The following is a 24,857-nucleotide window of genomic DNA, read 5'->3' on the forward strand; positions in this document are numbered from 1 at the left end:
TGGTCGGCAACAGGTGGGAACCGATCCGTCTCCGGCGGTGTAACAAGGGTGTGAGAACGCGGGAGGGGGGCCGCATCGTCGATGAGGCCGCGGTGATCGCTCGTGTACGCGCCGGGGAGCCGGAGGCGTACGCGGAGTTGGTGCGTGCCCATACGGGCATCGCGCTGCGGGCGGCCGCCGCGCTCGGGGCCGGTGCGGACGCTGAGGACGTGGTGCAGCAGGCCTTCGTCAAGGCGTACTGCGCGCTGGGGCGGTTCCGGGACGGTTCGGCGTTCCGGCCGTGGCTGCTGTCGATCGTCGCCAATGAGACGAGGAACACAGTGCGCACGGCGGCCCGGCAGCGCACGCTCGCGGGCCGGGAGGCGGCCTTCGTGGAGGCCGAGCCGCTGATACCGGAATCGGCGGACCCGGCGGCGGCGACCCTGCGCACAGAGCGCCGCGCGGCCCTGCTGGGCGCCCTGGAGAAGCTGAGCGAGGAGCACCGCCTGGTCGTCACCTACCGCTATCTGCTGGAGATGGACGAGCCGGAGACGGCCCAGGCGCTGGGCTGGCCCCGGGGGACGGTGAAGTCCCGGCTCAATCGCGCACTGCGCAAGCTGGGCAGACTGCTGCCGGATTTCGAGCCCGGAGAAGGAGGTGAGGAGCATGGGTGAGGAGCGCGGTTCGTACGACGGTGACGGCGGCCCCGGGCTGCCGGAGGAGCTGCGGTCGCTGGGGCGGTCCCTGGACCGGCCGGGGTCGGACGGCGCCGAGACGATGGTCGAGCGGGTGCTGGGGCAGATACTCGCGGAGCAGATCCCGGTGCCGGTGGCCGAGCCGGCGGGGGCCGGGGCACGGCTGCGTTCGGCGCGGCGGTGGACGCGGGCGCGGTGGCGTTCGCTGACCGCGGTGCTGTGCGGTCTGGTCACGGTGCTCGTGCTCACGCCCCCGGTGCGGGCGGCGGTCTTCGACTGGTTCGGCTTCGGCGGGGTCGAGGTGCGCTACGACCCGTCGGCCCGTCCGTCGGCGAGCGCCGAGGTGCCTCGCTGCGAGGGATCGGTGTCGCTGGCGCAGGCCGAGCGCCGGGCCGGGTTCGAGCCGGTCCTGCCACCGGAGCTGGGCGCGCCGGACGCGGTGACGGTGACCGGCGAGCCTCGGGGGCGGTTCCTGGTGAGCCTGTGCTGGCAGGTTGACGGGCGGACGATACGGCTGGACGAGTTCTCGGCGCGCCTGGACACCGGCTTCATCAAGACCGTGCGGGAGCAGCCGGAGTGGATCACGCTGGGCGGCGCCTCGGTGCCGGAGCCGGCTCTGTGGTTCGCGCGGCCGCATCTGCTGAGTTTCTGGCTGGTGGGGGCGGACGGGTCCCCTTACACGCGCAAGGAGCGGACGGCTGGACCGACGCTGCTGTGGATGCGCGGGACGAGCGCGGCGGACGACCGGACCCTCACGCTGCGGCTGGAGGGCGTGACGTCGAAGGAGCGAGCGGTGGAGATCGCGAAGTCGCTGGAGAAGTCCTCCGAATAGTCGGCCGGGGGTGGGAACCCCGGCGGGTCGGGCGGTGTACCAGAAGTGACACGCGGCTCGCGGACGGGCCGCACGGCGATCGACTGCTTGGGGGTCCGGATGCGCAGGCGAGTGCTCGGGGTGAGGGAAGGACGGCGTCGACTGGCGGTGCTGGCGCTGACACTGCGGCCCTTCGCCACGCGGTTGGCGATGGGCGGTCGGAAAGGGGAGCCGGGGCCCCGGCAGGAGCTGCTGGACGTGTGAGGTCCGGGCATATGAGGCGCGGGCGACGGGCGGATGGGATCGGTAGGGGGAGGTCGAGGCCGATGAGGGGCTGCAGGGGGCGGGTCGCGGCGCGGCTCGTGCTGCTGGGGCCGGTGTCGGCGGCGCTGGCGCTGTGCGGCGGGGCACCGGCCGCCGGGGCCGCCGACCGAGCGGCTCGGCCGCCCGATCTGACGATGGTGGTCGCGGGCGGGGCTGGACAGCCGACCGCGGTGCGCTCCGGCGAGGTGCGGTTCGCCCGGCTGTGGCAGTTGCTGGAGCCGATGCACACCGGAACGGAGCGGGTGCCGGAGGCCTGGTCCGAGGGCCGGTATCCGCCGGTGCGGATCACGGTGGTGTGGGGGCTGACGGGGGTGGGCGGCTGGCCCACGACCGACAGTCCGCCCGGCGGTGACGTGGCGATAGAGCGCCAGGATCAGCTGTTCGTCGCCGAGGACGGCACACCGTGGGTGCGTTCGGATCCGGCGCCGGATGTGGAGGACGACGACATCCGCTGGCATCGGGCACCGCGCTCGGTCTTCGAGCGGCTGGACCGGGCAGGCCTGCTCGGCGCACCGGCGAGCGGGGCCTCGGCGGGGACCGACGGCTCGGTCCCGGCGGCGGACGCCGTGTGGTGGGCGATACCGGGCCTGGCCGTGGGCTTCGCGGCCGGGGTGGGCGGCACGCTGGCGATACGCCGCGCGGCGGCCCGCCCTGGAGGGGGACCGCCGCGGGAGGAGCCACGACAGCAGCTCATCGATCTGTGAGCGTCACCGTTCTTTGAAACGCACGTTCTTTGACAACTCCACAGTGGGCGCTTGTCAGCCGAGGTCGATCTCGGGGTACAGCGGGAAGCCGGCCACCAGGTCGGTCGCCCGGCGGGAGATCTCGTCCGCGATCTTGGGGTCGAGGACGTGGGCGGCCTTGGAGGGCGCGCCGGACTTGGTGGTGCCGGGCTCCGCGGTGGTGAGGACACGGTCGATGAGGCCGGCGACCTCGTCCATCTCGGCGGTGCCGAGACCGCGGGTGGTCAGGGCGGGGGTGCCGATGCGGATGCCGGAGGTGTACCAGGCGCCGTTGGGGTCGGCCGGGATGGCGTTGCGGTTGGTGACGATGCCGGACTCCAGCAGCGCGGCCTCGGCCTGGCGGCCGGTGAGGCCGTAGGAGCCGGCCACGTCGATCAGGTTGAGGTGGTTGTCCGTACCGCCCGTGACCAGGGTCGCGCCCCGGCGCATCAGGCCATCGGCGAGGGCGCGGGAATTGTCGACGATGCGCTGGGCGTAGTCCTGGAAGTCGGGCTGACGGGCCTCGGCGAGGGCGACGGCCTTGGCGGCCATGACGTGCGGGAGCGGGCCGCCGAGGACCATCGGGCAGCCGCGGTCGACCTGGTCCTTGAGGGAGTCGTCGCACAGGACCATGCCGCCGCGCGGACCACGCAGCGACTTGTGGGTGGTGGTGGTGACGATCTGGGCGTGCGGGACCGGGTCGAAGTCGCCGGTGAGGACCTTGCCCGCGACCAGGCCCGCGAAGTGGGCCATGTCGACCATCAGGGTCGCGCCGACCTCGTCGGCGATCTCCCGCATGATCCGGAAGTTCACCAGACGGGGGTAGGCGGAGTAGCCGGCGACGATGATCAGCGGCTTGAACTCGCGGGCCGACACCCGCAGCGCCGCGTAGTCGATCAGGCCGGTGGCCGGGTCGGTGCCGTAGGAGCGCTGGTCGAACATCTTGCCGGAGATGTTCGGGCGGAAACCGTGGGTGAGGTGGCCGCCGGCGTCCAGGGACATGCCGAGCATGCGCTGGTTGCCGAAGGCCTGGCGCAGCTCGGCCCAGTCGGCGTCGGAGAGGTCGTTGACCTGGCGGACGCCGGCCTTCTCCAGGGCGGGGGCCTCGACGCGGGCGGCCAGGACGGACCAGAAGGCGACGAGGTTGGCGTCGATGCCGGAGTGCGGCTGGACGTAGGCGTGGCGGGCGCCGAAGAGTTCCTTGGCGTGTTCCGCGGCGAGGGACTCGACGGTGTCGACATTGCGGCAGCCGGCGTAGAAGCGGCGGCCGATGGTGCCCTCGGCGTACTTGTCGCTGAACCAGTTGCCCATCGCCAGCAGCGTGGCCGGGGAGGCGTAGTTCTCGGAGGCGATCAGCTTGAGCATCTCGCGCTGGTCGTGGACCTCCTGGCCGATGGCATCGGCGACCCGCGGCTCCACGGCGCGGATGACGTCGAGGGCGGCGCGGAAGGCGGTGGATTCGTTGGAGAGGGGCTGCTCGGACAAGTCGGCCTCCGGACGGCGTGGCGTTCAGCGTTCACGGTTCGGCCCAGGCGCACGGCACACAGTCACGACCGGGCCGCTCCCCGATGGTCGGTCCCATCCCAGCGCGCCAGTCACGGCCCGCCGTCAGCCTACCGGGCGCGCCGTCGGGTCAAGGTCCCGCGTCCACCATCCGAGCAAGGATAGGAAGGGGGTCCCGCTTGTCTCCCGGTGTCTTCTGGAGGTCCCGTGACCACTACGGAAACCCTCATCGCCGCGGCCGAGGCGCACGGTGCGCACAACTACGCACCGCTGCCGGTCGTCGTCGCCTCGGCCGACGGGGCGTGGATGACGGATGTGGAGGGTCGGCGGTATCTGGATCTGCTGGCCGGTTACTCGGCCCTCAATTTCGGGCACCGCAACCGGCGGATCATCGATGCGGCCAAGGCGCAGCTGGAGCGGGTGACGCTCACGTCGCGGGCGTTCCATCACGACCGGTACGCCGCGTTCTGCGAGGAGCTCGCGCAGTTGTGCGGCATGGAGATGGTGCTGCCGATGAACACCGGCGTGGAGGCGGTGGAGACCGCGGTGAAGACGGCCCGGAAGTGGGGGTACCGGGTCAAGGGCGTGCCCGCGGAGATGGCGAAGATCGTGGTCGCGGGCGGCAACTTCCACGGCCGTACGACGACGGTCATCAGCTTCTCCACCGATCCGGAGGCGCGCGCGGACTTCGGGCCGTACACGCCGGGGTTCCAGATCGTGCCGTACGGGGATCTGACGGCGATGCGGGAGGCGATGACGGAGAACACCGTCGCGGTGCTGCTGGAGCCGATCCAGGGCGAGTCGGGGGTGATCGTGCCGCCGTCCGGTTATCTGCCGGCGGTGCGGGAGCTGGCGCGGGAGCGGAACGTGCTGTTCGTGGCCGATGAGATCCAGTCGGGCCTGGGGCGGACGGGGCGGACCTTCGCGTGCGAGCACGAGGGCGTGGTGCCGGACATGTATGTGCTGGGCAAGGCGCTCGGGGGCGGTGTGGTGCCGGTATCGGCGGTGGTGTCCTCGGCCGAGGTGCTGGGGGTGTTCCGGCCCGGGGAGCACGGGTCGACGTTCGGGGGGAATCCGCTGGCCTGTGCGGTGGCGCTGGAGGTGATCGCGATGGTGCGGTCGGGCGAGTACCAGGCGCGCTCCGCGGAGCTCGGCGAGCATCTGCACCGGGAGCTGGCGGCACTGGCCGACATGGGGCGGGTGACGGACGTGCGGGGCCGCGGGCTGTGGGCGGGGGTGGACATCGCCCGGGCGTACGGGTCCGGGCGGGAGGTGTCGGAGAAGCTGATGGACCGGGGTGTGCTGGTGAAGGACACGCACGGGGCGACGATCCGGATCGCGCCGCCGCTGGTGATCGGCAAGGAGGATCTGGACTGGGGACTTGCCCAGTTCCGGGCGGTGCTCCGGGTCTAGATGATCACGTGCGGCAGGAAGCGGGCGTACTCGTCCGTGATGAGTCCGGAGGACTCCCGGATGCCGAGGCCCGCCGACTCGTCCTCGACGACCCAGGCGCCGAGGACGACCCGGTTGCCGTCGAAGTCGGGCAGGGGGGCCAACTCCTGGTAACAGCACGGCTCGTCGCGGACCACGGGGTCGGTGCCCGGTTCGTGGACGGTGACGCCCGCGCCCTCGCGGCCCAGCAGGGGCTTGGCGACATAGCCGGCGGTGCGGGCGAGCTCGTGAGGGCCGTCGAGATGGGCGGGGAGCAGGTTGGGGTGGCCGGGGTAGAGCTCCCAGAGGACCGCCAGCAGCGCCTTGTTGGACAGGAGCATCTTCCAGGCCGGTTCGATCCACAGGGTGGAGCCGGTGCCGCCGCCGTTGTCGAGGGTGTCCAGGACGTGATCGGCGAAGCGGTCGGTGGTGAGCCACTCCCAGGGGTAGAGCTTGAAGCAGCTGCGGATGAAGCGGAGCCGGTTGTCGACGAAGCGGCCGGAGAGACGGTCCCAGCCGATCTCCTCCATGGAGATCCAGTCGGTGTCGAGTCCGGCCTGCTCGGCCGTCTCCTTGAGGTAGGCGACCGTCATCAGGTCTTCGCCGAGTTCGTCGGCGGAGGAGTGCGCGAAGTACAGGGGACTGCCGGGCGGGAGGAGGGCGGCCTGCTTCTTCCAGGCGGCGACCAGGCGTTCGTGGAGGGAGTTCCACTGGTCGGCGCCGGGGAAGCGCTCCTCCATCCAGAACCACTGCGGGGAGGCGGCCTCGACCAGGGAGGTGGGGGTGTCGGCGTTGTACTCCAGGAGCTTCGCCGGGCCGCGGCCGTCGTAGCGCAGGTCGAAACGGCCGTAGAGGGAGGGGAGTTCGGTGCGGCGGCGCCAGGCCTCGGTGACCGCCTCCGCCACGCGCGGGTCGGTGATGCCGAGGTCGGCGAGGCGCCCGGAGGTGACGATGTATTCCGCCGCCCGCAGGCACATGCGGTGCAGTTCCTCGACAACCTCCTCCAGCGCCTCGACCTCCTCCAGGGAGAAGACGTAGTAGGCGCTCTCGTCCCAGTACGGGCGCAGGGAGTTGTCGGGGTAGCGGGTGAGCGGGTAGATCAGGCCCTGTTCCTCGACGGTCTGCTGCCAGCCGGGGCGAGGGTCGATCGTGCGGCGTTCCATGGCGTACGTCCGGGAGGCCCGCTCAGCCGCCGCCGCTGCCGGAGCCCGAGCAGCCGAAGCCGCCGCGGTCCACGGCATCGCTGCGGCTGAAGGTGCCGTAGTCGGCATAGCCGCCGTCGACTTCGGCGTCGTAATACCAGGCGGCGTCGCTGCCGCCCTTGCCGGTCTTCTTCTTGCCGCTCTTGCCGTAGGACGAGCCGGAGGAACCCGACTTGCAGTTCTTGTCGGCGATGATCTTGTAGCCGTCCCAGGTGTAGCTGTCCCGGTCGACACAGCGCCGGTCGGGCTCGGAGCCGCAGGAGGTCAGTGCCGCCGCGACGACTCCCATACCGCCGAGCACCACCGTGCTGGACCGCAGTCGGCGCTTCGTCTGAGCCATGTCCCGTCTCTCCCCGTGTCCTTCGGCTGCGCGATCACCTTACGGCAGCACCCGGCACAGGGCTTCGAGGGCCCCCGCCCATGCGTGGTCCGGCGGGGTTCCGTAGCCGACGACCAGTGCGTCGAGGGGCTCGGCGGTGGCCTGTTCATGGCGGAAGTACGCAAGGCCGTGCAGGGACAGGCCCTGCCAGGGAGCCGCCTGGACGACCGACGCCTCGGTGCCCGGCGGCAGGCACAGGACGGCGTGCAGGCCGGCCGCGACGCCGGTGACCCGGACGTCGGGGGCGCGTTCGGCGAGGGCGGCGACCAGTGCGTCACGGCGTCTGCGGTAGCGCAGCCGGGAGGCGCGGACGTGGCGGTCGTGGGCGCCGTGGGCGATGAATTCGGCCAGGGTCAGCTGGTCGAGCACCCCGCAGCTGTCCACGTCACCCTTGGCCGCCGTCACCGGCTCGATCAGGGCGGGCGGCAGGACCAGCCAGGCCAGGCGCAGGCCGGGGGCAAGGGATTTGCTGGCGGTGCCCAGGTAGACGACGTGGCCGGGGTCCAGGCCCTGGAGCGCGCCGACGGGCTGGCGGTCGTAGCGGAACTCGCCGTCGTAGTCGTCCTCCAGGATCAGGCCGCCGGTGCGCCGCGCCCAGTCCACGACAGCAGCGCGCCGGGAGCGGTGCAGGACGGCGCCCATGGGGAACTGGTGGGCGGGGGTGAGCAGTACGCCACCGGCGTCCGTCAACTCAGCGGGATCGGTGCCGAGTTCATCGAAGGGCAGAGGGGTGGTGGCGAGACCGGTCGTGGCGAGGACCTTGCGGTGTTCGGGGAGTCCGTAGGACTCGACGGCGACCGTACGGGCGCCGCGGGCCCGCAGGACCGTGCCGAGGAGGCACAGGCCGTGGGCGAAGCCGGCGCAGATGACGATGCGTTCGGGGTCGGCGCGTACGCCTCGGGCGCGGGAGAGGTAGCTCGCGAGGGCGGTGCGCAGTTCGATGCGGCCGCGTGGGTCGCCGTAGCCGAGGACGTCGTAGGGGGCGGTGTTCAGGGCGCGGCGGGCCGCCTTGAGCCACTCGGCGCGGGGGAAGGAGGCGAGGTCGGGGGTGCCGGCGGTCAGGTCGTGGACGGGGCGGGGGCGGGCGCGGCGGGTCGGGGCGGGGGCCGTGGGGGGTGTCGAGCGGCCCTCGGCGACTCGGGTGCCGGAGCCCTGCCGGGCGGTGAGCCAGCCCTCGGCGACAAGGTCGGCGTAGGCGTCGGCGACGGTGTTGCGGGCGATGCCGAGGTCGGCGGAGAGGGAGCGGGAGGACGGCAGCCGGGTGCCGGGTGCCAAGCGGCCGGTGCGGACGGCCTCGCGCAGGGCGTCGGTGAGGCCCCGTCGCAGACCTGGTCCGGTGGTCGGTTCCAGGTGGAGGTCGATGCCCAGGGCTCCCGAAGTGGCCCATGTGTCTGCCATGGAAATGGACCATACTCCTGGGCCTTTTCCTTCGTAGGGTCGAGGGCATGACGATGACCAGTGATCACACCGCCCCTGTGGAAGCCCCCGCCGCATACGCCCCCGAGCACGCCCCCCGGCTGAACTGGGCCGAGCATGCGCCCGAGGTGTACAAGGCGATGGTCCGGCTCGACGCGGCCGCCCGACGGGGTCTGGACCCGAAGCTGCTGGAACTGGTGAAGGTCCGTGCCTCGCAGCTCAACCACTGCGCCTTCTGCCTGGACATGCACACCAAGGACGCCCTGGCGGCCGGGGAGAGCGTGGAGCGGATCATCCAGCTCTCCGCCTGGGAGGAGTCGGCGCACTTCTACACCGAGAAGGAGCTCGCGGCCATCGCGCTGACGGAGGCGGTCACCGTGCTCACCGACGGTCTTGTGCCGGACGAGGTGTACGCGAAGGCGGCCGCCCGCTTCGACGAGGCCGAGCTGGCCCAGCTGATCGCCGCGATCACGGTGATCAACGCCTGGAACCGGTTCGGGGTGACCTGCCGGATGACGCCGGGGCACTACCAGCCGGGTCAGCGGTGACCGTCGAGGTCTTCCGCGCCCTGCACCGGCGCCCCGCCCCGGGTGATCCGCTCGTGCTGCCCGGCCCTTGGGACGCGGCGAGCGCGCGGGCCCTTGAGGCGGCCGGGTTCCCGGCGCTCGCCACGCCCAGCGCGGGGGTCGCCGCCTCCCTCGGGTACGAGGACGGACAGACCCCGGCCGACGAGGTGTTCGCGGCGGTCGCCCGGATCGCGCGGGCCGTGGACGTGCCGGTGTCGGCGGACGTCGAGGGCGGGTACGGGATCGCGCCGAAGGAGCTGGTGGAGCGGCTGCTGGAGGCGGGGGCCGTGGGGTGCAACCTGGAGGACTCCGAAGGTGGCGTGCTCAAGGATCCGCGGCGGCACGCCGACTGGCTCGCCGAGGTACGGGCGGCCGCCGGGGACCGGCTCTTCGTCAACGCGCGAATCGATACCTTCATCCGGGGAGTCGCGGAGCCCGAACGGGCCATCGGGCGGGCCGCGTTGTACGTCGCCGCGGGCGCCGACTGCGTTTATCCGATCGGCGCCCCCGTCGCCGTACTCCCGCTGCTGCGGGCCGGTATCCAGGGGCCGGTGAATGTGATCGCCGAGGTGGGTGAGGGCCCCTCGCCCGCCGAGCTCGGGGAGCGAGGGGCCACGCGGATCACCTTCGGGCCGTACCTGCAGCGCCGGGCGACGGAAGGGATCGCCGCGCTGCTGCGGTGACCGTCAGGACAGCCATGAACGCCAGGTGGACTCGTGGCTGTCCACCCACTTCTTCGCCGCCTCCTCTGGGGTCAGCTTCTGGTCGGCGATCATCAGGGAGACCTCGTTCTGGTCCTCGGTCGTCCACTTGAACTTCTTCAGGAAGGCCGCGGCCTCGCCGCCGCCCTTCGCGAAGTCGGCGTTGAGGTACTTCTGCAGCGGGGTGTGCGGATAGGCGCAGGCGACCTTCTCCGGGTCCGCGTCGCAGCCCTCCTTGTACGCCGGCAGTTTCACCTCGGTCATGGGGACCTTCTTGAACAGCCACTGGGGGGTGTACCAGTAGGTCAGGAAGGGCTTCTTCTCCTTGGCGAACTGCTTGATCTGGGTGATCTGGGCGGCCTCGGATCCGGCGAACACCACCTGGTAGTCCAGGTCGAGGTTCTTCACCAGCGCCTTGTCGTTGGTGACGTAGGAGGGCGAGCCGTCCATCAGCTGGCCCTTGCCACCGCTCTCCGGGGTGCGCATCTGGTCGGCGTACTTGTTGAGGTTCCTCCAGTCGGTGACGTCCGGGTGCTGCTTCGCGAAGTACGTCGGGACGTACCAGCCGATGTGGCCGGTGACCCCGAGGCCGCCACCGTTGACGATCGTCTTCTTGTCCTGGACGTAGCGCTGTTCCTCGTCGGGGTGGCCCCAGTCCTCCATGATCGCGTCGACCCGGCCCTGGCTGAGCGCGTCCCAGGCGGGGACCTCGTCGACCTGGACGGTGTCGACGCGGTAGCCGAGCTCCTGCTCCAGCAGGTACTGGGCGACGGCGACGTTGGCCTGGGCGCCGACCCAGGACTGCGTGGACAGGGTGACCGTCTTGGCGCCCTGGGCGTTGGCGAACGGCGAGGCCTGCTTGGTCATGTCGGCGGCGCCGCAGCCGGTGAGCAGGAGCAGCGCGCCCACGGCAGCGGTCGCGGTGATGCGAACTCGCATGTCATGCTCCCTTCTTCGTGCGGCGATCCGTCGGCTGGGTGACCCGGTCGAGCATCAGGCCCAGACAGACGATCGCGGCGCCGGCCACCAGGCCGGTGGCCAGGTCGCCCTTGGCGAGGCCGAAGACGACGTCGTAGCCGAGCGCGCCACCGCCGACCAGACCGCCGATGATGACGACGGCGAGGACCAGGACCACGCCCTGGTTGACGGCGAGCAGCAACGAGCGGCGGGCGAGCGGCAGTTGGACCTGCCACAGCTGCTGGGCAGGGGTCGCGCCGAGCGAGCGGGCCGACTCCAGGGCCGCGGGGTCGACCTGGCGCAGGCCCTGTGCCGTGATGCGGACGACGGCGGGCAGGGCGTAGACGACGGCCGCGGCGACGGCGGGGGCGCGGCCGACGCCGAACAGCGCGACGACCGGGATCAGGTACACGAACTGCGGCATCGTCTGGAAGACGTCCAGGACGGGGCGCAGGGCGCGCTCCACCCGGTCGCTGCGGGCCGCCGCGGCACCGGTCGCGACGCCGAGGACCAGGGTGACGGCGACGGCGGCCAGCACCTGGGACAAGGTGTCCAGGGACGGCTCCCACACCCCGAGCACTCCGATCGCGGCCATGGCGAGGGTCGCGGTGAGCGCGGTGCGCCAGGTGCCGATCAGCCAGGCGAGGGCGGCGACGACGAGCAGCACGGCCCACCAGGGCAGCCCCTGAAGGCCGTCGCGTACGGGGTCCAGGACCCAGATGGTGAAGCGCCCCGCCCACTCGGCGGTGCCGCCGATCACGGGGACGCCGGAGTAGAGGTGGGCGGTCATCCAGTCGACGGCACGGTTGACCGGCTCGGCGATGTTCAGCACCCAGGCGTCGGGCCAGTCGAGGCGGCCCAGGAGACGTCCGGCGACGGCGACGGCCAGTGCGGCGGCGAGGGCGTACGCCCATGCAGCGCGGCCGGTTCGCTCGGTGCCGTCGCCCGCCGCGGCGGTGACGCGGTCCAGGACGACCGCCAGCAGCACGATCGGGACACCGGCCGCCAGGGCCGCGCCCACGTCGACCGAGGCCAGCGCCTGGTAGACGCGGTCGCCCAGGCCGCCGGCGCCGATGACGGACGCGATGACCGCCATGGACAGCGCCATCATGATCGTCTGGTTGACGCCGAGGAGGAGTTCCTTGCGGGCCAGCGGGATGCGGGCCGTCAGCAGTCGCTGGCGGGCGGTGGCGCCGAGGGAGTCGACGGCCTCCAGCACCTCCTTGTCGGCGCCGCGCAGGCCGAGGGCGGTGAGGCGGGCCATGGGCGGGGCGGCGTAGACGACGGTGGCGAGGACGGCCGCGGGGACGCCGATGCCGAAGATCAGGACGACGGGGAGGAGGTAGGCGAAGGCGGGGAGCACCTGCATGGTGTCCAGGACCGGGCGCAGGGCCCTGTCCAGGCGGTCGGACAGGCCTGAGGCGAGCCCGAGCAGCGCGCCCACGACGACGGACGCCAGCACGGCGACCACCATCAGGGCGAGCGTCTGCATGGTCGGTACCCACATACCGAGGGCGCCGCAGGTCAGGAAGGCGGCGGCGGTGCCCAGGGCGAGCTTGGGGCCCGCGACGCGCCAGGCGACCAGCGCGCCGAGCGCGGTGACACCGGCCCAGCCCGCGGCGAGCAGGACGAGGTAGACGGCGCGTACGCCCAGGACGACCGCGTTGCTGACGTGGCCCAGGAAGTAGAGGAACAGGGGGTGGCTGTCCCGGTTGTCGATGATCCAGTCGCTGGTGGTGGTGAGGGGGGTGGTCAGGTCGACGGTGAGGGCGTCGGGCCAGGTGCCGCTGGCCCAGCGGGAGTTGGCCAGGGGAACGAGGATCGCGGCGGCGAGGGCCAGGAGCAGCAGCTTGTGGACGGCTCGGTGCCGGAGCAGGCCGCCGGGGAGCACACCAGGGGTGGATGCGGTGACCGTGGCCATTCAGACCACCTCCTTGTGAAGCTCCGTTCCGGCGACGACGTCCAGCAACCGTTCGTGGTCGACAACCCCCAGACACCGGCCGTCCTCCATGACGCAGGCGGGCTGATGAGTGCGGGCGACGACCTTGATGGCCTCCGCGACCACCGCGTCGGCGTCCAGCCCGCCCACGTGGTCCGTACCGCCGCAGTCGCCGGGACGCATGGCGGTGCGCACCGTCATGACCTGCTCGCGCGGTACGTCCCGGACGAACTCGCGGACGTAGTCGTCGGCCGGGGAGCCGACGATCTCTTCCGGGGTGCCGAGCTGGACCACTCGGCCGTCCCGCATCAGCGCGATGCGGTCGCCCAGTTTCAGGGCCTCGCTCAGGTCGTGCGTGATGAAGACCATCGTGCGGCCCTCTTCGCGGTGGAGGCGGACGACCTCCTCCTGCATGTCCCGGCGGATCAGGGGGTCCAGCGCGCTGAACGGCTCGTCGAACAGCAGGACCTCCGGGTCCACGGCCAGCGCGCGGGCCAGGCCCACTCGCTGGCGCTGGCCGCCCGAGAGCTGGCTCGGCTTGCGCTGCTCCATGCCCTCCAGGCCGACCTTGGCGACGACCGCGGCGGCGCGTTCGCGGCGCTCGGACTTGCCGACGCCCTGGATCTCCAGGCCGTACGCGACGTTGTCGAGGACCGTGCGGTGCGGCAGCAGGCCGAAGTGCTGGAAGACCATCGCCGCGCGGTGGCGGCGCAGTTCGCGCAGGCGGGACTTGTCCATGGCACGGACGTCCTCGCCGTCGATGGCGATCGTGCCGGACGTCGGCTCGATCAGCCGGGTCAGACAGCGGACCAGGGTGGACTTGCCCGAGCCGGACAGGCCCATGACGACGAAGACCTCGCCCTTGCGGACGTCGAAGGAGACGTCCCGGACGGCGGCCGTGCAGCCGGTGCGGGAGCGGAGTTCGGCGGGGGCGAGCGCGGACAGTTCGGGGTCCGCGGGGACGCGGTCCGCCTTGGGGCCGAAGACCTTCCACAGGCCGTCCACGGAGAAGACCGGAGCGCCACTCATCGCGCATCGCCACCGATCAGGTCCACGGCGCGTTCCCCGACCATGAGCACGCCGATCATCGGGTTCACGGCGGGCATGGTCGGGAAGACCGAGGCGTCGGCGATACGGATGCCCTCAAGGCCGCGGATCCTCAACTGTGGGTCCACCACTGCCATTTCGTCGTCGATCGCGCCCATCTTGCAGGTGCCCGCCGGGTGGTAGACGGTGTGCGCGACCTTACGGGCGTACTCGCTCAGCTCCGCGTCGCCGAGGACCTCCGGGCCCGGGCAGACCTCGCGCTTGAGCCAGCCCGCCAGCGGCTCGGTCCTGGCGATCTCGCGGGCGATGCGGATGCCGTCGACCAGCGTCTGCCCGTCGTAGTCGTCCTCGTCGGTGAAGTAGCGGAAGTCCAGGGCGGGCTTCACGGACGGGTCCGGGCTCGTCAGGTAAAGACGGCCGCGGGACTTCGGCTTGGGGATGTTCGGGGTCATCGAGACGCCGAACTCCGGGCGCTCGTAGCCCAGGCGCTCCGGGTTGTCCGTGAACGGGATCTGGTAGAAGTGGAACATCAGGTCGGGGCCCGCGTGTTCGGGATCGCGGCGCACGAACAGGCCCGCGTCGGAGTCCATCGCGGAGTTCTCCGGGAGGGGGCCGTGCGTCTCCCAGACGATCACCGACTCGGGGTGGTCGAGCAGGTTCTCGCCGACGCCCGGCAGGTCGAGCACGACGGGTATGCCGAGCGCCTCCAGGTCCTCGCGGCGCCCGATGCCCGAGTGCAGCAGCAGCCGCGGCGAGTCGACGGCACCGGCGCAGAGCAGCACCTCGCGCCGGGCACGGACGAGGAACTCCTCGCCGTCCTTATCGCGTACGTGCACGCCCTCGGCGCGGGTGCCGTTCAGCTCCAGCTTGTGCGCCCAGGTCTCCAGCAGGATCGTCAGGTTCGGGCGCTCGTCCATCACCGGGTGCAGATACGCCACCGACGCGGACGAACGCTTGTTGTTCTCCGGGTGGTAGGCGAGGTCGAAGAAACCGACGCCGTCGGTGAACGGCTTCTTGTTGAAGCCCTCCACGCGCGGGACGCCGAGGGCCTCCTGCGCCGCGTCGACGAAGTCGCGGGCGATGGCGTTCCGGTCCTTCTCGTCGACCGGGACGATGTTGTTCAGCAGGCGCGCGTAGTACGCCTCCATCGGCACCGCGCCCCAGCCCTTGGCGCCGGCCGCCTCCCACTCGTCCCAGTCGGAGGGCAGGGGCTTGAAGGCGATCAGGGTGTTGTGCGACGAGCATCCGCCGAGCACCCGGGCGCGGCTGTGCCGGATGTGGGAGTTGCCGCGCGGCTGCTCGGTGGTCGGGTAGTCGTAGTCCAGCTCGCCGCCGAGCAGGCCCATCCAGCGGCGCAGGGTGAGGACGTCGTCACGGCCGACGTCGCTCGGGCCGCCCTCGATGACGGCGACGGTGACATCGGGGTTCCCGGTCAGCCGGGAGGCGATGACGGATCCTGCGGTGCCGCCGCCGATCACGACGTAATCGTAGACATGGGTGTTCTGAGGCATGGGGGGTTACTCCAGGAAGGTGCGGGGAGGGGGTCAGCCGGCGAACCAACGGACGGGCTTCGGCGCGAGGTTCTGGTAGATGTGCTTGCTCTCGCGGTACTCGGCGAGGCCGGCGGGGCCCAGCTCGCGGCCCACGCCGCTCTTGCCGAAGCCGCCCCACTCCGCCTGCGGGAGGTAGGGGTGGAAGTCGTTGATCCAGACGGTGCCGTGGCGCAGCCGGCCGGCCACCCGGCGGGCGCGGCCCGCGTCGGCGGTCCAGACGGCGCCCGCGAGGCCGTACTCGGTGTCGTTCGCCAGGGAGACCGCCTCGTCCTCGGTGCGGAAGGTCTCCACGGTGAGGACGGGGCCGAAGACCTCTTCGCGTACGACCTTCATCTCGCGGTGGCAGGCGTCGAGGACGGTCGGCTCGTAGAAGTAGCCGGGCCCCTCGCCGCGCTTGCCGCCCGTGCGCAGCACCGCGCCCTCCTCCAGCGCCGAGGCGACGTAGGCCTCCACCTTCGCGCGCTGCTGTTCGGAGACCAGGGGGCCGCACTCGACGCCCTCGTCGGTGCCGCGGCCGAGGCGGATCCTCGCGGCGCGACGGGCGAGTTCGGCGACGAACCGCTCGCGGACGGAGTCCTCGACGATGAGCCGGGCGCCTGCCGAGCAGACCTGGCCGCTGTGGATGAAGGCGGCGTTGAGGGCCTGGTCGACGGCGGTGTCGAAGCCCTCGCCGGTGGCGCAGGCGTCGGCGAAGACGACGTTGGGGTTCTTGCCGCCGAGTTCGAGGGCGACCTTCTTGACCGACACGGCGGCGGCCTGGGCCACCTTGACGCCGCTGACCAGTCCGCCGGTGAAGGAGACGAGGTCGACGTCGGGGTGCTCGGCGAGCCGGGCGCCGACCGAATGGCCGGGCCCGGTGACGATGTTGGCGACGCCGGACGGCAGGCCCGCCTCGACCAGCAGGTCGATCAGCGCGACGGTCGTCAGCGGGGTGATCTCGCTCGGCTTGACGACGAAGGTGTTGCCCGCGGCGAGCGCGGGGGCGATCTTCCAACTGGCCTGGAGGAGGGGGTAGTTCCAGGGTGTGATCAGCGCGCAGACACCGACCGGCTCGTGCACGACGACGCTGTGGATGTCGGAGGAGCCCGCGTCCACGACCCGGCCCGGGGACTCGGCGGCGACGAGGTCGGCGAAGTAGCGGAAGGCGTCGGCGACGCAGTCGATGTCGACGCGGCCCTCTCCCAGAGTCTTGCCCGCGTCGCGGCTCTCCAGCAGGCCGAGTTCCTCGCGGTCGCGCACCAGGAGGTCGGCTGCACGGCGCAGGAGGGCTGCGCGTTCGGCGACCGGGGTGCGCGGCCAGTCACCCTCGCGGAATGCGCGCCGGGCGGCCTCGACGGCCAGGTCGGTGTCCTTCTCGCCGCCCTCCGCGACCACGGCGAAGGGCCGGGCGACCGCTGGGTCGATGATGTCGCGGGTGGTGCCGGAGATCGCTTCGCGCCACTCGCCGTCGACATGGATCGTCCGTTGTCCGTGCTGCCTTGCCATGATCGGTATTGCCTTCCGTTCCTGTTCAGTGCCCCTGAGTCACATAGGTGTCACCTTCGGGGACCGCGACCACCTGCCCTGACGCCCCCGGTGCATGCGCAATCCATGGCCGAAAGTGGGCCGCGTCACTGAAAGTGCGGTCAAATAGGGCAAAAGGAATCCGGGCAGCACCCTGGACCTCCCCGGATTCTTTGACTAAAGTCAAAGAAATATGGAACCCGTGTCGACGGAGCAGGTGGCGGCGTTCCGCCGTTTCAACCGCTATGTCACGCGCCGTATCGGCGCTCTCGACGACCACTACCTCGGCCAGGACCGCCCCCTCGGCGAGGCCCGGTTGCTGTTCGAGATCTCCGGCAGCACGTCAGGGGTCTCCCTGCGGGAGCTCAGGACCCGACTCGGCCTGGACGCCGGGCACTTGAGCCGGATGGCCAAGGCGCTGGAGGCGCAGGGCGTGGTCCGGATCCGGGTGCATCCGGACGACAGCCGGCTGCGGATGGTCGAGTTGACGCCCGCGGGCCGCGTCGAGCTGAAGGAGCAGGAGCGCCGGGCCAACGCCCTCGTCGCGGACCTCCTCGGCGGCCTCAGCCCGGGGCAGCGCACCGAGCTGACCGAGGCCATGGCCGCCACCCGCCGCCTCCTCCGCCTCGCCGCCATCACCGTCCGGCTCGTCGACGGCGCCTCCGCGGACGCGCGCGCGTGCCTCGACGCCTACGCCGCCGACATCGACGCACGCTTCCCGGAAGGCTTCGACCCCGCCGATCTCGTACGGCCCGAGGAGGTGTCCGGGGAGGCCGGGGCGTTCTTCGTGGCGTACGAGGAGAGCCTGCCCGTGGGCTGCGGGGCGCTGCGGCGGCTGGAGCCGGGCGTCGGCGAGATCCGGCATGTGTGGGTGCACCCGGAGGCCCGCCGCCTGGGACTCGCCCGCCGCCTTATCGACGCGCTCGAACGCGAGGCGACCGCCCGGGAGTTGTCCGTCGTACGCCTGGACACGCATGCCGCGCTCACGGAGGCGCAGGCGATGTACCGGGCATGCGGGTACACGGAGATCCCGCGGTACGACGACAACGTGTATGCCAGCCACTGGTTCGAGAAGCGGCTCTGATGTCCGGTCACGGACAGTCCGCCCCCGTGGGGCAGAAGGAGGCCAGGGCCGCGGTGAGGGCTTCGCGGATGCGCTCCGGGGCCAGGTCCTCGGGGCCGCTGGCGCGGATCGCGTACGGCGTGCCGTCGGCGGACTCGAAACGGTGGTCGACGACCAGGCGGGGGCCGAGGGGAAGCCTCCGTAGGTCGAGGTCTCCGCGGACCAGGGGGCCTGGCCGCGCTCCTCGCTCGGTTCGTGTCCCCAGCCGCTCATCGCGCCCCCCGAATCGCCGTACCGGGCAACGCTTTTCCGACGGTAGCGGCAGAACAGGCCACAGGCCCCGTTCCGGCGGAAACCGGAACGGGGCCTGTGCGGGGTGCTGAGTGAACCGAGGCTCAGATGAGGCCGAGGGCGCGGACCGCCTCGCGCTCCTCCGCGAGCTCCGCGACGGAGGCGTCGATACGGGTGCGGGAGAACTCGTTGATCTCCAGGCCCTGGACGATCTCGTACCTGCCGTCCTTGGTGGTGACCGGGAACGAGGAGATCAGGCCCTCCGGGACGCCGTAGGAGCCGTCCGACGGGATGCCCATGGAGACCCAGTCGCCGTCGGCGGTGCCGTTGACCCAGGTGTGGACGTGGTCGATGGCGGCGTTGGCGGCGGAGGCGGCCGACGAGGCGCCACGGGCCTCGATGATGGCGGCGCCGCGCTTGGCGACGGTCGGGATGAAGTCCTCGGCCAGCCACTTCTCGTCGTTGACGACCTCGGCGGCGTTCTTGCCGGCGATGGTGGCGTGGAAGATGTCCGGGTACTGGGTGGCGGAGTGGTTGCCCCAGATGGTCAGGCGCTTGATGTCGGCGACCGTGGAGCCCGTCTTCTTCGCGAGCTGGGTCAGCGCGCGGTTGTGGTCGAGGCGGGTCATCGCGGTGAAGCGCTCGGCCGGTACGTCCGGGGCGGCGGCCTGGGCGATGAGGGCGTTGGTGTTGGCCGGGTTGCCGACGACGAGGACCTTGATGTCGTCCGCGGCGTGGTCGTTGATGGCCTTGCCCTGCGGCTTGAAGATGCCGCCGTTGGCCTCCAGGAGGTCGCCGCGCTCCATGCCCTTGGTGCGGGGGCGGGCACCGACGAGAAGGGCGACATTGGCGCCGTCGAAGGCGACGTTCGGGTCGTCGCTGATCTCGATGCCCTGCAGAAGCGGGAACGCGCAGTCGTCCAGCTCCATGGCCGTGCCCTCGGCGGCCTTCAGCGCCGGGGTGATCTCCAGGAGGCGCAGCTTGACCGGCACGTCCGCGCCGAGCAGCTGGCCGGAGGCGATGCGGAAGAGCAGGGCGTAACCGATCTGGCCGGCCGCGCCGGTGACGGTGACGTTCACGGGAGTGCGGGTCATGGCGTTCTCCGTATGACAGCTGGCGGTGGGGCGTCCCTGCCCCGGATGTTTGATCGATCTCTTGGCGTCAAGAGAGATCCAGCGGTCAGGCTATCGCGCCTCCGGGATCCCGGACGTCCGGGTCGGTGTGGCCCACCCCACAGCCCCCCGAAAGGGGCGGCCGCCAGGCCCGGGAGAGGAGGGACGAGGCGGCCGCCGAGTGGGGGTACCGGATTGCCGGACTCCCGTGGGGGTACGGTTCGCGTGCCCTGGATGGAGGCGACTATTCCTGCGGGCCCGGATTTCTTTCACCGCGCCCTCAAACGCCCGGCGGGCGGAGGAAATGCGTACCCGGCACCGAAATGCACCGCTACTGCGTGCACCCCTCCTGCCCCGCCGCCAGCGTCACGCACGCCGTCGCGTCGCCCGCGTCCTTCACCGCGACCATCGCGGTGTACGCGATCGTGTCGCCGGCGACCGTGATCGTGCCGGTCTGCTCCGTCTTGCCGACGGTCACGCGTACCTCGTCGCCCTCTGCCGCCCGGGTGATACGGCCCCACGCGGCGTCGCAGGTCTCGCTGTAGCGGACCTCCACCACTGTCGTGCCGACCGTCGCCGTCTTCGCGGTCGTCACCAAGTCGCCGCTGCAGCCCATGCTCTCCGCGTCCTTGCCCGTGCAGGACGCTCCGCTGCACTCGACGCCCGGCGGCAGGTCCGCGTCCTTCGTCACCGTCGGCGACGGGGACTTCGCACTGCCCTCGTTCGTCTCCCGGTCTCCACCGTCCATGAGGAAGAACGCGGCGCCGACCACCACGAGCACGCCCACGACACCCGCGAGGAACATCGTCAGCCGGCGCTTGCCCCGGCTCTCCCCCGAAGGACCGCCACGGGGCCCGGGCCGAGGCCCCTGCGGCGGTTCGCCGTACGAGGGCGTCGGCTTCGGAGTCGGGGCCGGGCTCGCGGACGGTGTCGTACCGCCGCCCGTGGCCCCCGGCCGTGACGGGCCTCTGTACCCCGCCATTCCCCACGAGTTGCTGCCCGACGCAGCCGCTTCCTCGACCGAGTCCCGGACGACATCGGCGTCCGCCGACCGCGGCGGCACCGTGGGGGCCACCCCCGCCGGACCCGCAACTCCCGGCGTCGCCGTCGCGCTGCCGCTCTTGCGGGCCGTCTTGCCGTTCTTGGCGTTCGCCGGAGGCGCGCCGAACTCCCCGAGCGCGGCCCGCGCCTGGGAGATGCGGATCGCCTCCATGGTCATGTCGTGCCGCATCTCCGAACGGCTCCACGCGCGTTCGGCGAGCTCCCACATCGTCGTGAGGTGAATCGGATTGGTGCCGGTGACCTCGGCCAGCGCGACGATCGCACCCTTCGGCGCGAGCAGCCGCCCGTTCAGATACCGCTCCCAGGACGTCTTGCTGTAGCCCGTCCGGTCCGCCACCGCCGCGATGCTCAGACCACTGCGGTCCACGAGCCGGCGCAACTGGCTCGCGAACTCCCTGACCTGCGGATCCAGTTCATCCGGCAAGGCCCTCCAACGAGGCATTGCTTCCCCCCTCTTCCCCCGGTAGTGCTGTCTTTTCCCCCGCGCGTGTCGCCCTCTGCCGAGTCCCCGTTCTGGCTACCCACAGGGATGCGCAGAGTCAGGATCTCAGTTCCCGGGGTGGGGGCGCACGGGAGCACAGGAGGCTGTGGGCATGCACCGTCGCACGCCAACCGGGCCGCGGTCCAGTCTTCCACCGCCCGTTCCCCCGCAGCCGTTCCACCCCCCGGTGACACCGCTGACAGGGTTCGGGACGTCCCGGACCGTCCCGATTGGCCACGCTAGCCCGACTGTCGAACGACTTCCGTCCAAATCCGCAAACTTGTCAACACATCGACACACAGAACGCACATATCCCGTCACGCAGTGCGCACAACGGCCCTGCGTCCACAGCGGTCTCAGCCCAGCGCGAAGGCGCCGGTCAACACCGTCAGCACCAGCACCACCGCCAGTCCCAGGGCCACGTAGAGCAGCCGCCGCGAGGGCTTCTCCTCAGGCGTGTCCCACCACGGCAGGGTCGGATCGTCCTCGTAGGCCTCGGCCCCCGAACCGTCCGGGGGCGAGCACTCCTTCGACATCGCCGGCCGCGGCCACGCCTGCACCGCCAGCTCCCAGCGCACGGCGAAGCGCTCGGCGTCCTCCCCGGACTCCCCCGCCACCCGGCACAGCGCCACGACCGCCTGTCGCGGCGGGGGCTGGACGGCGTTCAGATAGCGCTGCCAGGAGGACTTGCTGTACGCCGTGCGCGCGCCGAGCGCCACCAGGCTGAGGCCCGTGCGGTCCTTCAGGAGCCGCAGCTGCGTCACGAAGTGCCGCACCTCCGGCGGCAGCTCGTCCGGCAGCGGCTGCCAGGCGCCCATCGCTCACCTCCACGGCGCGTCCCACGTTCCCCGCCCCGATCGAGTGACGACGACGAGCGGTGATCGGTTCCGCGGGACCGCACGCTGTGGCAGGCCGCGGACACCATGGCGGAACGGTCACCGCTGTGCCACAGCGCCCTGACAGCCGTTGAACAGGAACTTCCCGGCGCGGGAAGGTGAAGGCACGACGGCGGCCCGTCCTTGCTCGGGGGAGAGGACGGGCCGCCGTTGTACGTATGCAGGGCCAGGGCCTGTCCGGCGGATGATGCCGGCGTCGCGGGGTCTGGCACGCGCTCCCCAGAGGGGGGACCGCCAGCCGCGCCGCCGCCCTCCTCCGCCGGGCAGCACCGTTTCCTGCAGCCGGCCTGTCCGCCGGGCAGGCCCTAGTTGCTGACCGTGAAGTGCAGCGTGTCCTTGAGGAACGGGATCTCCAGCAGGGGGTTCGGCTGCACCATCAGCGCCAGCAGGACGATCGCGGTGCCCAGCACGCCGTACGTGAGGATGTCGGTGAAGCGGGAGCGGACCGCGAGCATGCCGACGTCCGGGAGCAGCCAGCGCAGCGCCCCGCCGCCGAGGAGGGCGACACCGATCAGCAGGGTGCCGATGCGGAAGGCGTCCAGGGCGGTCACGAGCAGGCCGGCGCCGACCAGGACGAGCACCAGCAGGACCGGCCACTGACGGGCCGGGGCCGGGGCGTCGCCCGGGGCCGCGCGACCGCCGCCCTCGGGGCGCGCGGTGTCCCGCGTGAACAGCGGGAAGCGGCGGGTCGTACGGCGCGGGGTGCCCTCGGCGTCGGGCGCGCTGACCGCGTCCCGCACCTCAAGCTCTTCGTCCTTGCCCTCAGCCGACACTGCGCTCCGCCGCCTCGACCACGTTGACCAGCAGCTGGGCCCGGGTCATCGGGCCGACACCGCCGGGGTTCGGGGAGATCCAGCCGGCCACCTCGGCCACGCCCGGGTGGACATCGCCGACGATCTTGCCCTCGGCACTGCGCGAGACACCGACGTCGAGGACGGCCGCGCCGGGCTTCACGTCCTCGGGGCGGATCAGATGGGCCGAACCGGCGGCCGCGACGATGATGTCCGCGCGCTTGAGGTGCGCCGACAGATCACGGGTGCCGGTGTGGCACTGGGTCACCGTGGCGTTCTCGCTGCGCCGGGTCAGCAGCAGCGGCATCGGGCGGCCGATGGTGACCCCGCGGCCGACGACCACGACCTCGGCGCCCTTGATCTCCACGCCGTAGCGGCGCAGCAGGGTGAGGACGCCGTTGGGGGTGCAGGGCAGGGGGGCCGGCTCGTTCAGGACCAGGCGGCCGAGGTTCATCGGGTGCAGGCCGTCCGCGTCCTTGTCCGGGTCCATCAGTTCCAGGATGCGGTTCTCGTCGATGCCCTTGGGGAGCGGCAGTTGGACGATGTAGCCGGTGCAGGCCGGGTCCTCGTTCAGCTCCCGTACGGCCGCCTCGATCTCTTCCTGCGTCGCGGTGCCGGGCAGTTCGCGCTGGATGGAGGCGATGCCGACCTCGGCGCAGTCGCGGTGCTTGCCGGCGACGTACTTCTGGCTGCCGGGGTCGTCCCCGACGAGGATCGTGCCGAGGCCGGGCGTGACGCCCTTCTCCTTCAGCGCCGCCACGCGGGCGGTCAGATCGGACTTGATCGCGGCTGCGGTGGCCTTGCCATCGAGAATCTGGGCGGTCATGGCCCCATCCTCGCGGATGACGGGGTCCCGGTTCCAATCCGGGTCCCGGGCGGCCGTCCCGCCCATGATCAGCTCTGTTGCACTTGCACAACACATAGGGAATCCGGCTGGACAACGAACCGGCCACTGAAGAACGATTGTCGCCACAGTGCCGCGGGCTGTACCGGGGGGGACGAACCGCAACCGAAAGACCTTCCTCCGACTGTGCCGCTCGTCGTCCCCGCACATCGGTTTAACGGAGGAAACACCGCCATGAGTTTCGGCGAACCGAATAATCCCTACGGGCCCCCGCCCCAGCAGCCGCCAGCCGCTCCCGGTTATGGCTACCCCCAGCAGACCCCGCCGCCGGGCATCCCGCCGCAGCAGCCCTACGGCTATCCGCAGCAGCCGGCGTACCCCGGCTACCCCGGCTACCCCGGCTACCCGGGCGGCAATATGGTGCCGCAGTCGATGCCGGGGCTGCTGGTGACGGCCCGGGTCTTCCTGTACATCATCTCGGCTGTGCAGATCCTTGGAGCCCTCGCCCTCCTCTACTTCGCCGCTTTCGCAAGCGACGTGTCGGACGGCGCGGACGATCTTGGGTTCAGCACGGCACGTGACGGCAGTGAGATCGCCGCCGGGGTCTTCGGCGTGTTCGCCGTGATCGCGGCCGCTCTGGCAGCCCTCTCGATCACCCTCGGGGTCAAGTTCGGCAGCGGCGGCCAGGGCATCCGGATCACGGCAGTGGTCTACGGCGCACTGGGAACCATCGTCGGCCTGCTCGGCCTGTTCGTGGGCCTCGACTCCGGCCTGGCCTCGACGATCATCGGACCACTGCTGTGGATCACCTTCGGCGGCATCATCACCGCGGCACCGGTGGTGCCCAGCGGCACGGCGTGGTTCAGCCGCCCGCGTTACTGAGCCGTTCGCTCACGTCTGAACAGTTCGCGCCTGTCCGAGGGCCGTGTCTCACCGTTCCTGGCGGGTGGAGATCCAGCCGTTGCCGGGTGTCTGGAAGGTACCGTCCGCGCCCGTGGTGATGCGGTGGACGGCGTCTCGGCCGTCCGCGTTGTCGTACCAGACGGCGTAGTCGGAACGACCGTCGCCGTGGAGGTCGTTGCGAACGACGGTGCTGCTGGACCGGATCGTGTCGCCGGAGGCGGTCCGTACGACCAGGTTGCCGCGGTCCTGGAGGAGCAGTGTGCCGTTCGGCGCCGAGGTCTTCGACTCCCACAGGGTGGTGCCGGCGGACGACTTCACGGTCAGGTGCCGGAGGCGCTCGGGGTGGCGGTGGCGCCCGCGTTGCCGCCGGTGCCCGAGGACCACAGGGTCTTGCCGGTGTTGGAGGCGATGGTCAGGTTGCCATCGGCGCCCATGGTGACCTTGGCGGACTTCGACAGCAGGGAGTCGCCGGGGGCCAGGGTCTGTCCGGCGGCGAGGCTCGCGCCGCCCGGTGTGCCGTCGGCGCGGGCGGTGAGCGCGCCGGTGCGGGGCGGTGAAGGCGTGCGCGCCTTCGGGGGTCGGGGTGCCGAGCACGGCGTGGGCGGGCATCGGCGTGGCCGAGCACGGCGTGGGCGGGCATCGGCGTGGCCGAGGTATGACAAGGGCGGGTACTTCGAAAGACGGGT

Annotated in this window: 24 protein-coding genes and 1 riboswitch; of the genes, 8 read left to right on the top strand and 16 right to left on the bottom strand. The window is 71.5% G+C overall.

Translation table 11 applies throughout. From position 1 onward, the window contains the following. The first annotated feature begins 50 nt into the window (after positions 1-50). The 3 genes from RMT89_RS24520 (at position 51) to RMT89_RS24530 (ending at position 2,513) form a co-directional block, all read left to right on the top strand. A complete protein-coding gene (locus RMT89_RS24520) occupies positions 51-653 on the top strand; it encodes an RNA polymerase sigma factor (RefSeq protein WP_399498475.1) in 603 nt (200 codons plus the stop codon). Beyond that, the gene (locus RMT89_RS24525; protein WP_315885941.1) at positions 646-1,506 is read left to right on the top strand and encodes a hypothetical protein; all 861 of its coding nucleotides are present in this window, start codon (positions 646-648) and stop codon (positions 1,504-1,506) included. The genes RMT89_RS24520 and RMT89_RS24525 overlap by 8 nt, the downstream gene beginning before the upstream one ends. Positions 1,507-1,811: 305 nt before the next feature. Then, complete coding sequence (locus RMT89_RS24530; RefSeq protein WP_315885942.1) at positions 1,812-2,513, top strand: hypothetical protein; 702 nt, start codon at positions 1,812-1,814, stop codon at positions 2,511-2,513. A gap of 54 nt (positions 2,514-2,567) precedes the next feature. On the opposite strand, the gene RMT89_RS24535 is transcribed toward RMT89_RS24530, so the two are convergent. Next, entirely contained in the window at positions 2,568-4,016 is a 1,449-nt protein-coding gene (locus RMT89_RS24535; protein ID WP_315885943.1) for a glycine hydroxymethyltransferase, read from the bottom strand. 34 nt (positions 4,017-4,050) lie between these two features. After that, a riboswitch (ZMP/ZTP riboswitch) is annotated at positions 4,051-4,140 on the bottom strand. Positions 4,141-4,241: 101 nt separating this feature from the next. Here RMT89_RS24535 and rocD point away from each other — a divergent pair. Continuing rightward, positions 4,242-5,447 carry an ornithine--oxo-acid transaminase gene (rocD, locus tag RMT89_RS24540; RefSeq protein WP_315885944.1) on the top strand — a complete coding sequence of 402 codons (1,206 nt, stop codon included), beginning with the start codon at positions 4,242-4,244 and terminating at the stop codon, positions 5,445-5,447. Here rocD and RMT89_RS24545 read toward each other — a convergent pair. From RMT89_RS24545 to RMT89_RS24555, 3 genes are read right to left on the bottom strand one after another with little or no spacing between them, the layout of a single operon-like run. After that, positions 5,444-6,628 (bottom strand): glutathionylspermidine synthase family protein, encoded by a 1,185-nt coding sequence (locus RMT89_RS24545; RefSeq protein WP_315885945.1) that lies wholly within the window; start codon positions 6,626-6,628, stop codon positions 5,444-5,446. The genes rocD and RMT89_RS24545 overlap by 4 nt on opposite strands. Before the next feature lie 22 nt (positions 6,629-6,650). Next, positions 6,651-7,007: a hypothetical protein gene (locus RMT89_RS24550; RefSeq protein ID WP_315885946.1), complete on the bottom strand. Its 357-nt coding sequence runs from the start codon at positions 7,005-7,007 to the stop codon at positions 6,651-6,653. Between the two features lie 39 nt (positions 7,008-7,046). Further along, on the bottom strand, positions 7,047-8,444 hold the full coding sequence (locus RMT89_RS24555; protein ID WP_315885947.1) for a PLP-dependent aminotransferase family protein: 1,398 nt from the start codon (positions 8,442-8,444) through the stop codon (positions 7,047-7,049). Between the two features lie 53 nt (positions 8,445-8,497). Here RMT89_RS24555 and RMT89_RS24560 point away from each other — a divergent pair, with 53 nt between their 5' ends. Next, positions 8,498-9,010, top strand: coding sequence for a carboxymuconolactone decarboxylase family protein (locus RMT89_RS24560; RefSeq protein WP_399498477.1), 513 nt, complete (start codon positions 8,498-8,500; stop codon positions 9,008-9,010). Then, positions 9,007-9,711: an isocitrate lyase/phosphoenolpyruvate mutase family protein gene (locus RMT89_RS24565; protein ID WP_315885949.1), complete on the top strand. Its 705-nt coding sequence runs from the start codon at positions 9,007-9,009 to the stop codon at positions 9,709-9,711. Before RMT89_RS24560 ends, RMT89_RS24565 begins: the two co-directional genes overlap by 4 nt. Positions 9,712-9,714: 3 nt before the next feature. Here the strand turns inward: RMT89_RS24565 and RMT89_RS24570 are convergent, their stop codons facing one another. From RMT89_RS24570 to RMT89_RS24590, 5 genes are read right to left on the bottom strand one after another with little or no spacing between them, the layout of a single operon-like run. Continuing rightward, positions 9,715-10,668 (bottom strand): ABC transporter substrate-binding protein, encoded by a 954-nt coding sequence (locus RMT89_RS24570; protein WP_315885950.1) that lies wholly within the window; start codon positions 10,666-10,668, stop codon positions 9,715-9,717. Position 10,669: 1 nt separating this feature from the next. Next, positions 10,670-12,607: an ABC transporter permease subunit gene (locus RMT89_RS24575; RefSeq protein ID WP_315885951.1), complete on the bottom strand. Its 1,938-nt coding sequence runs from the start codon at positions 12,605-12,607 to the stop codon at positions 10,670-10,672. Continuing rightward, entirely contained in the window at positions 12,608-13,654 is a 1,047-nt protein-coding gene (locus RMT89_RS24580) for a glycine betaine/L-proline ABC transporter ATP-binding protein (protein ID WP_315885952.1), read from the bottom strand. Next, entirely contained in the window at positions 13,651-15,183 is a 1,533-nt protein-coding gene (locus RMT89_RS24585; protein ID WP_315885953.1) for a GMC oxidoreductase, read from the bottom strand. Before RMT89_RS24585 ends, RMT89_RS24580 begins: the two co-directional genes overlap by 4 nt. 33 nt (positions 15,184-15,216) lie before the next feature. Continuing rightward, positions 15,217-16,710: an aldehyde dehydrogenase family protein gene (locus tag RMT89_RS24590; RefSeq protein WP_315885954.1), complete on the bottom strand. Its 1,494-nt coding sequence runs from the start codon at positions 16,708-16,710 to the stop codon at positions 15,217-15,219. A 211-nt stretch (positions 16,711-16,921) separates the two neighbouring features. On the opposite strand from RMT89_RS24590, the gene RMT89_RS24595 reads away from it, so the two are divergent. Further along, entirely contained in the window at positions 16,922-17,812 is an 891-nt protein-coding gene (locus RMT89_RS24595; RefSeq protein ID WP_315885955.1) for a bifunctional helix-turn-helix transcriptional regulator/GNAT family N-acetyltransferase, read from the top strand. Positions 17,813-18,186: 374 nt separating this feature from the next. Here the strand turns inward: RMT89_RS24595 and RMT89_RS24600 are convergent, their stop codons facing one another. The 5 genes from RMT89_RS24600 to RMT89_RS24620 form a co-directional block, all read right to left on the bottom strand. Then, positions 18,187-19,176: a malate dehydrogenase gene (locus RMT89_RS24600; RefSeq protein ID WP_315885956.1), complete on the bottom strand. Its 990-nt coding sequence runs from the start codon at positions 19,174-19,176 to the stop codon at positions 18,187-18,189. Between the two features lie 349 nt (positions 19,177-19,525). Then, positions 19,526-20,698 carry a helix-turn-helix domain-containing protein gene (locus RMT89_RS24605; RefSeq protein ID WP_315885957.1) on the bottom strand — a complete coding sequence of 391 codons (1,173 nt, stop codon included), beginning with the start codon at positions 20,696-20,698 and terminating at the stop codon, positions 19,526-19,528. A 395-nt stretch (positions 20,699-21,093) separates the two neighbouring features. Further along, a complete protein-coding gene (locus tag RMT89_RS24610; RefSeq protein WP_315885958.1) occupies positions 21,094-21,555 on the bottom strand; it encodes a helix-turn-helix transcriptional regulator in 462 nt (153 codons plus the stop codon). Between the two features lie 383 nt (positions 21,556-21,938). Beyond that, positions 21,939-22,406 (bottom strand): DUF3017 domain-containing protein, encoded by a 468-nt coding sequence (locus RMT89_RS24615; RefSeq protein ID WP_315885959.1) that lies wholly within the window; start codon positions 22,404-22,406, stop codon positions 21,939-21,941. Continuing rightward, positions 22,396-23,250, bottom strand: a complete 855-nt coding sequence (locus RMT89_RS24620; RefSeq protein WP_315885960.1) for a bifunctional methylenetetrahydrofolate dehydrogenase/methenyltetrahydrofolate cyclohydrolase — start codon at positions 23,248-23,250, stop codon at positions 22,396-22,398. Before RMT89_RS24620 ends, RMT89_RS24615 begins: the two co-directional genes overlap by 11 nt. Before the next feature lie 252 nt (positions 23,251-23,502). On the opposite strand from RMT89_RS24620, the gene RMT89_RS24625 reads away from it, so the two are divergent. Then, complete coding sequence (locus tag RMT89_RS24625; protein WP_315885961.1) at positions 23,503-24,150, top strand: hypothetical protein; 648 nt, start codon at positions 23,503-23,505, stop codon at positions 24,148-24,150. Positions 24,151-24,198: 48 nt separating this feature from the next. Here RMT89_RS24625 and RMT89_RS24630 read toward each other — a convergent pair whose 3' ends face one another. Further along, the gene (locus RMT89_RS24630; RefSeq protein WP_315885962.1) at positions 24,199-24,489 is read right to left on the bottom strand and encodes a hypothetical protein; all 291 of its coding nucleotides are present in this window, start codon (positions 24,487-24,489) and stop codon (positions 24,199-24,201) included. Positions 24,490-24,491: 2 nt separating this feature from the next. Continuing rightward, positions 24,492-24,833 carry a hypothetical protein gene (locus RMT89_RS24635; RefSeq protein WP_315885963.1) on the bottom strand — a complete coding sequence of 114 codons (342 nt, stop codon included), beginning with the start codon at positions 24,831-24,833 and terminating at the stop codon, positions 24,492-24,494. Positions 24,834-24,857: the final 24 nt, after the last annotated feature.

Origin of the sequence: Streptomyces sp. P17 (genome assembly GCF_032436805.1) — a bacterium.
Classification (GTDB): domain Bacteria; phylum Actinomycetota; class Actinomycetes; order Streptomycetales; family Streptomycetaceae; genus Streptomyces.

Bases quoted from the DNA above. Each gene is read 5' to 3' on its own strand.
- RMT89_RS24530 (WP_315885942.1), top strand. From the start codon at position 1,812: ATGAGGGGCTGCAGGGGGCGGGTCGCGGCGCGGCTCGTGCTGCTGGGG.
- RMT89_RS24590 (WP_315885954.1), bottom strand. From the start codon at position 16,710: ATGGCAAGGCAGCACGGACAACGGACGATCCATGTCGACGGCGAGTGG.
- RMT89_RS24575 (WP_315885951.1), bottom strand. From the start codon at position 12,607: ATGGCCACGGTCACCGCATCCACCCCTGGTGTGCTCCCCGGCGGCCTG.
- RMT89_RS24605 (WP_315885957.1), bottom strand. From the start codon at position 20,698: ATGCCTCGTTGGAGGGCCTTGCCGGATGAACTGGATCCGCAGGTCAGG.
- RMT89_RS24525 (WP_315885941.1), top strand. From the start codon at position 646: ATGGGTGAGGAGCGCGGTTCGTACGACGGTGACGGCGGCCCCGGGCTG.
- RMT89_RS24560 (WP_399498477.1), top strand. From the start codon at position 8,498: ATGACCAGTGATCACACCGCCCCTGTGGAAGCCCCCGCCGCATACGCC.
- RMT89_RS24570 (WP_315885950.1), bottom strand. From the start codon at position 10,668: ATGCGAGTTCGCATCACCGCGACCGCTGCCGTGGGCGCGCTGCTCCTG.
- RMT89_RS24545 (WP_315885945.1), bottom strand. From the start codon at position 6,628: ATGGAACGCCGCACGATCGACCCTCGCCCCGGCTGGCAGCAGACCGTC.
- RMT89_RS24555 (WP_315885947.1), bottom strand. From the start codon at position 8,444: ATGGCAGACACATGGGCCACTTCGGGAGCCCTGGGCATCGACCTCCAC.
- RMT89_RS24620 (WP_315885960.1), bottom strand. From the start codon at position 23,250: ATGACCGCCCAGATTCTCGATGGCAAGGCCACCGCAGCCGCGATCAAG.
- RMT89_RS24595 (WP_315885955.1), top strand. From the start codon at position 16,922: ATGGAACCCGTGTCGACGGAGCAGGTGGCGGCGTTCCGCCGTTTCAAC.
- RMT89_RS24585 (WP_315885953.1), bottom strand. From the start codon at position 15,183: ATGCCTCAGAACACCCATGTCTACGATTACGTCGTGATCGGCGGCGGC.
- RMT89_RS24550 (WP_315885946.1), bottom strand. From the start codon at position 7,007: ATGGCTCAGACGAAGCGCCGACTGCGGTCCAGCACGGTGGTGCTCGGC.
- RMT89_RS24610 (WP_315885958.1), bottom strand. From the start codon at position 21,555: ATGGGCGCCTGGCAGCCGCTGCCGGACGAGCTGCCGCCGGAGGTGCGG.
- RMT89_RS24625 (WP_315885961.1), top strand. From the start codon at position 23,503: ATGAGTTTCGGCGAACCGAATAATCCCTACGGGCCCCCGCCCCAGCAG.
- RMT89_RS24580 (WP_315885952.1), bottom strand. From the start codon at position 13,654: ATGAGTGGCGCTCCGGTCTTCTCCGTGGACGGCCTGTGGAAGGTCTTC.
- RMT89_RS24600 (WP_315885956.1), bottom strand. From the start codon at position 19,176: ATGACCCGCACTCCCGTGAACGTCACCGTCACCGGCGCGGCCGGCCAG.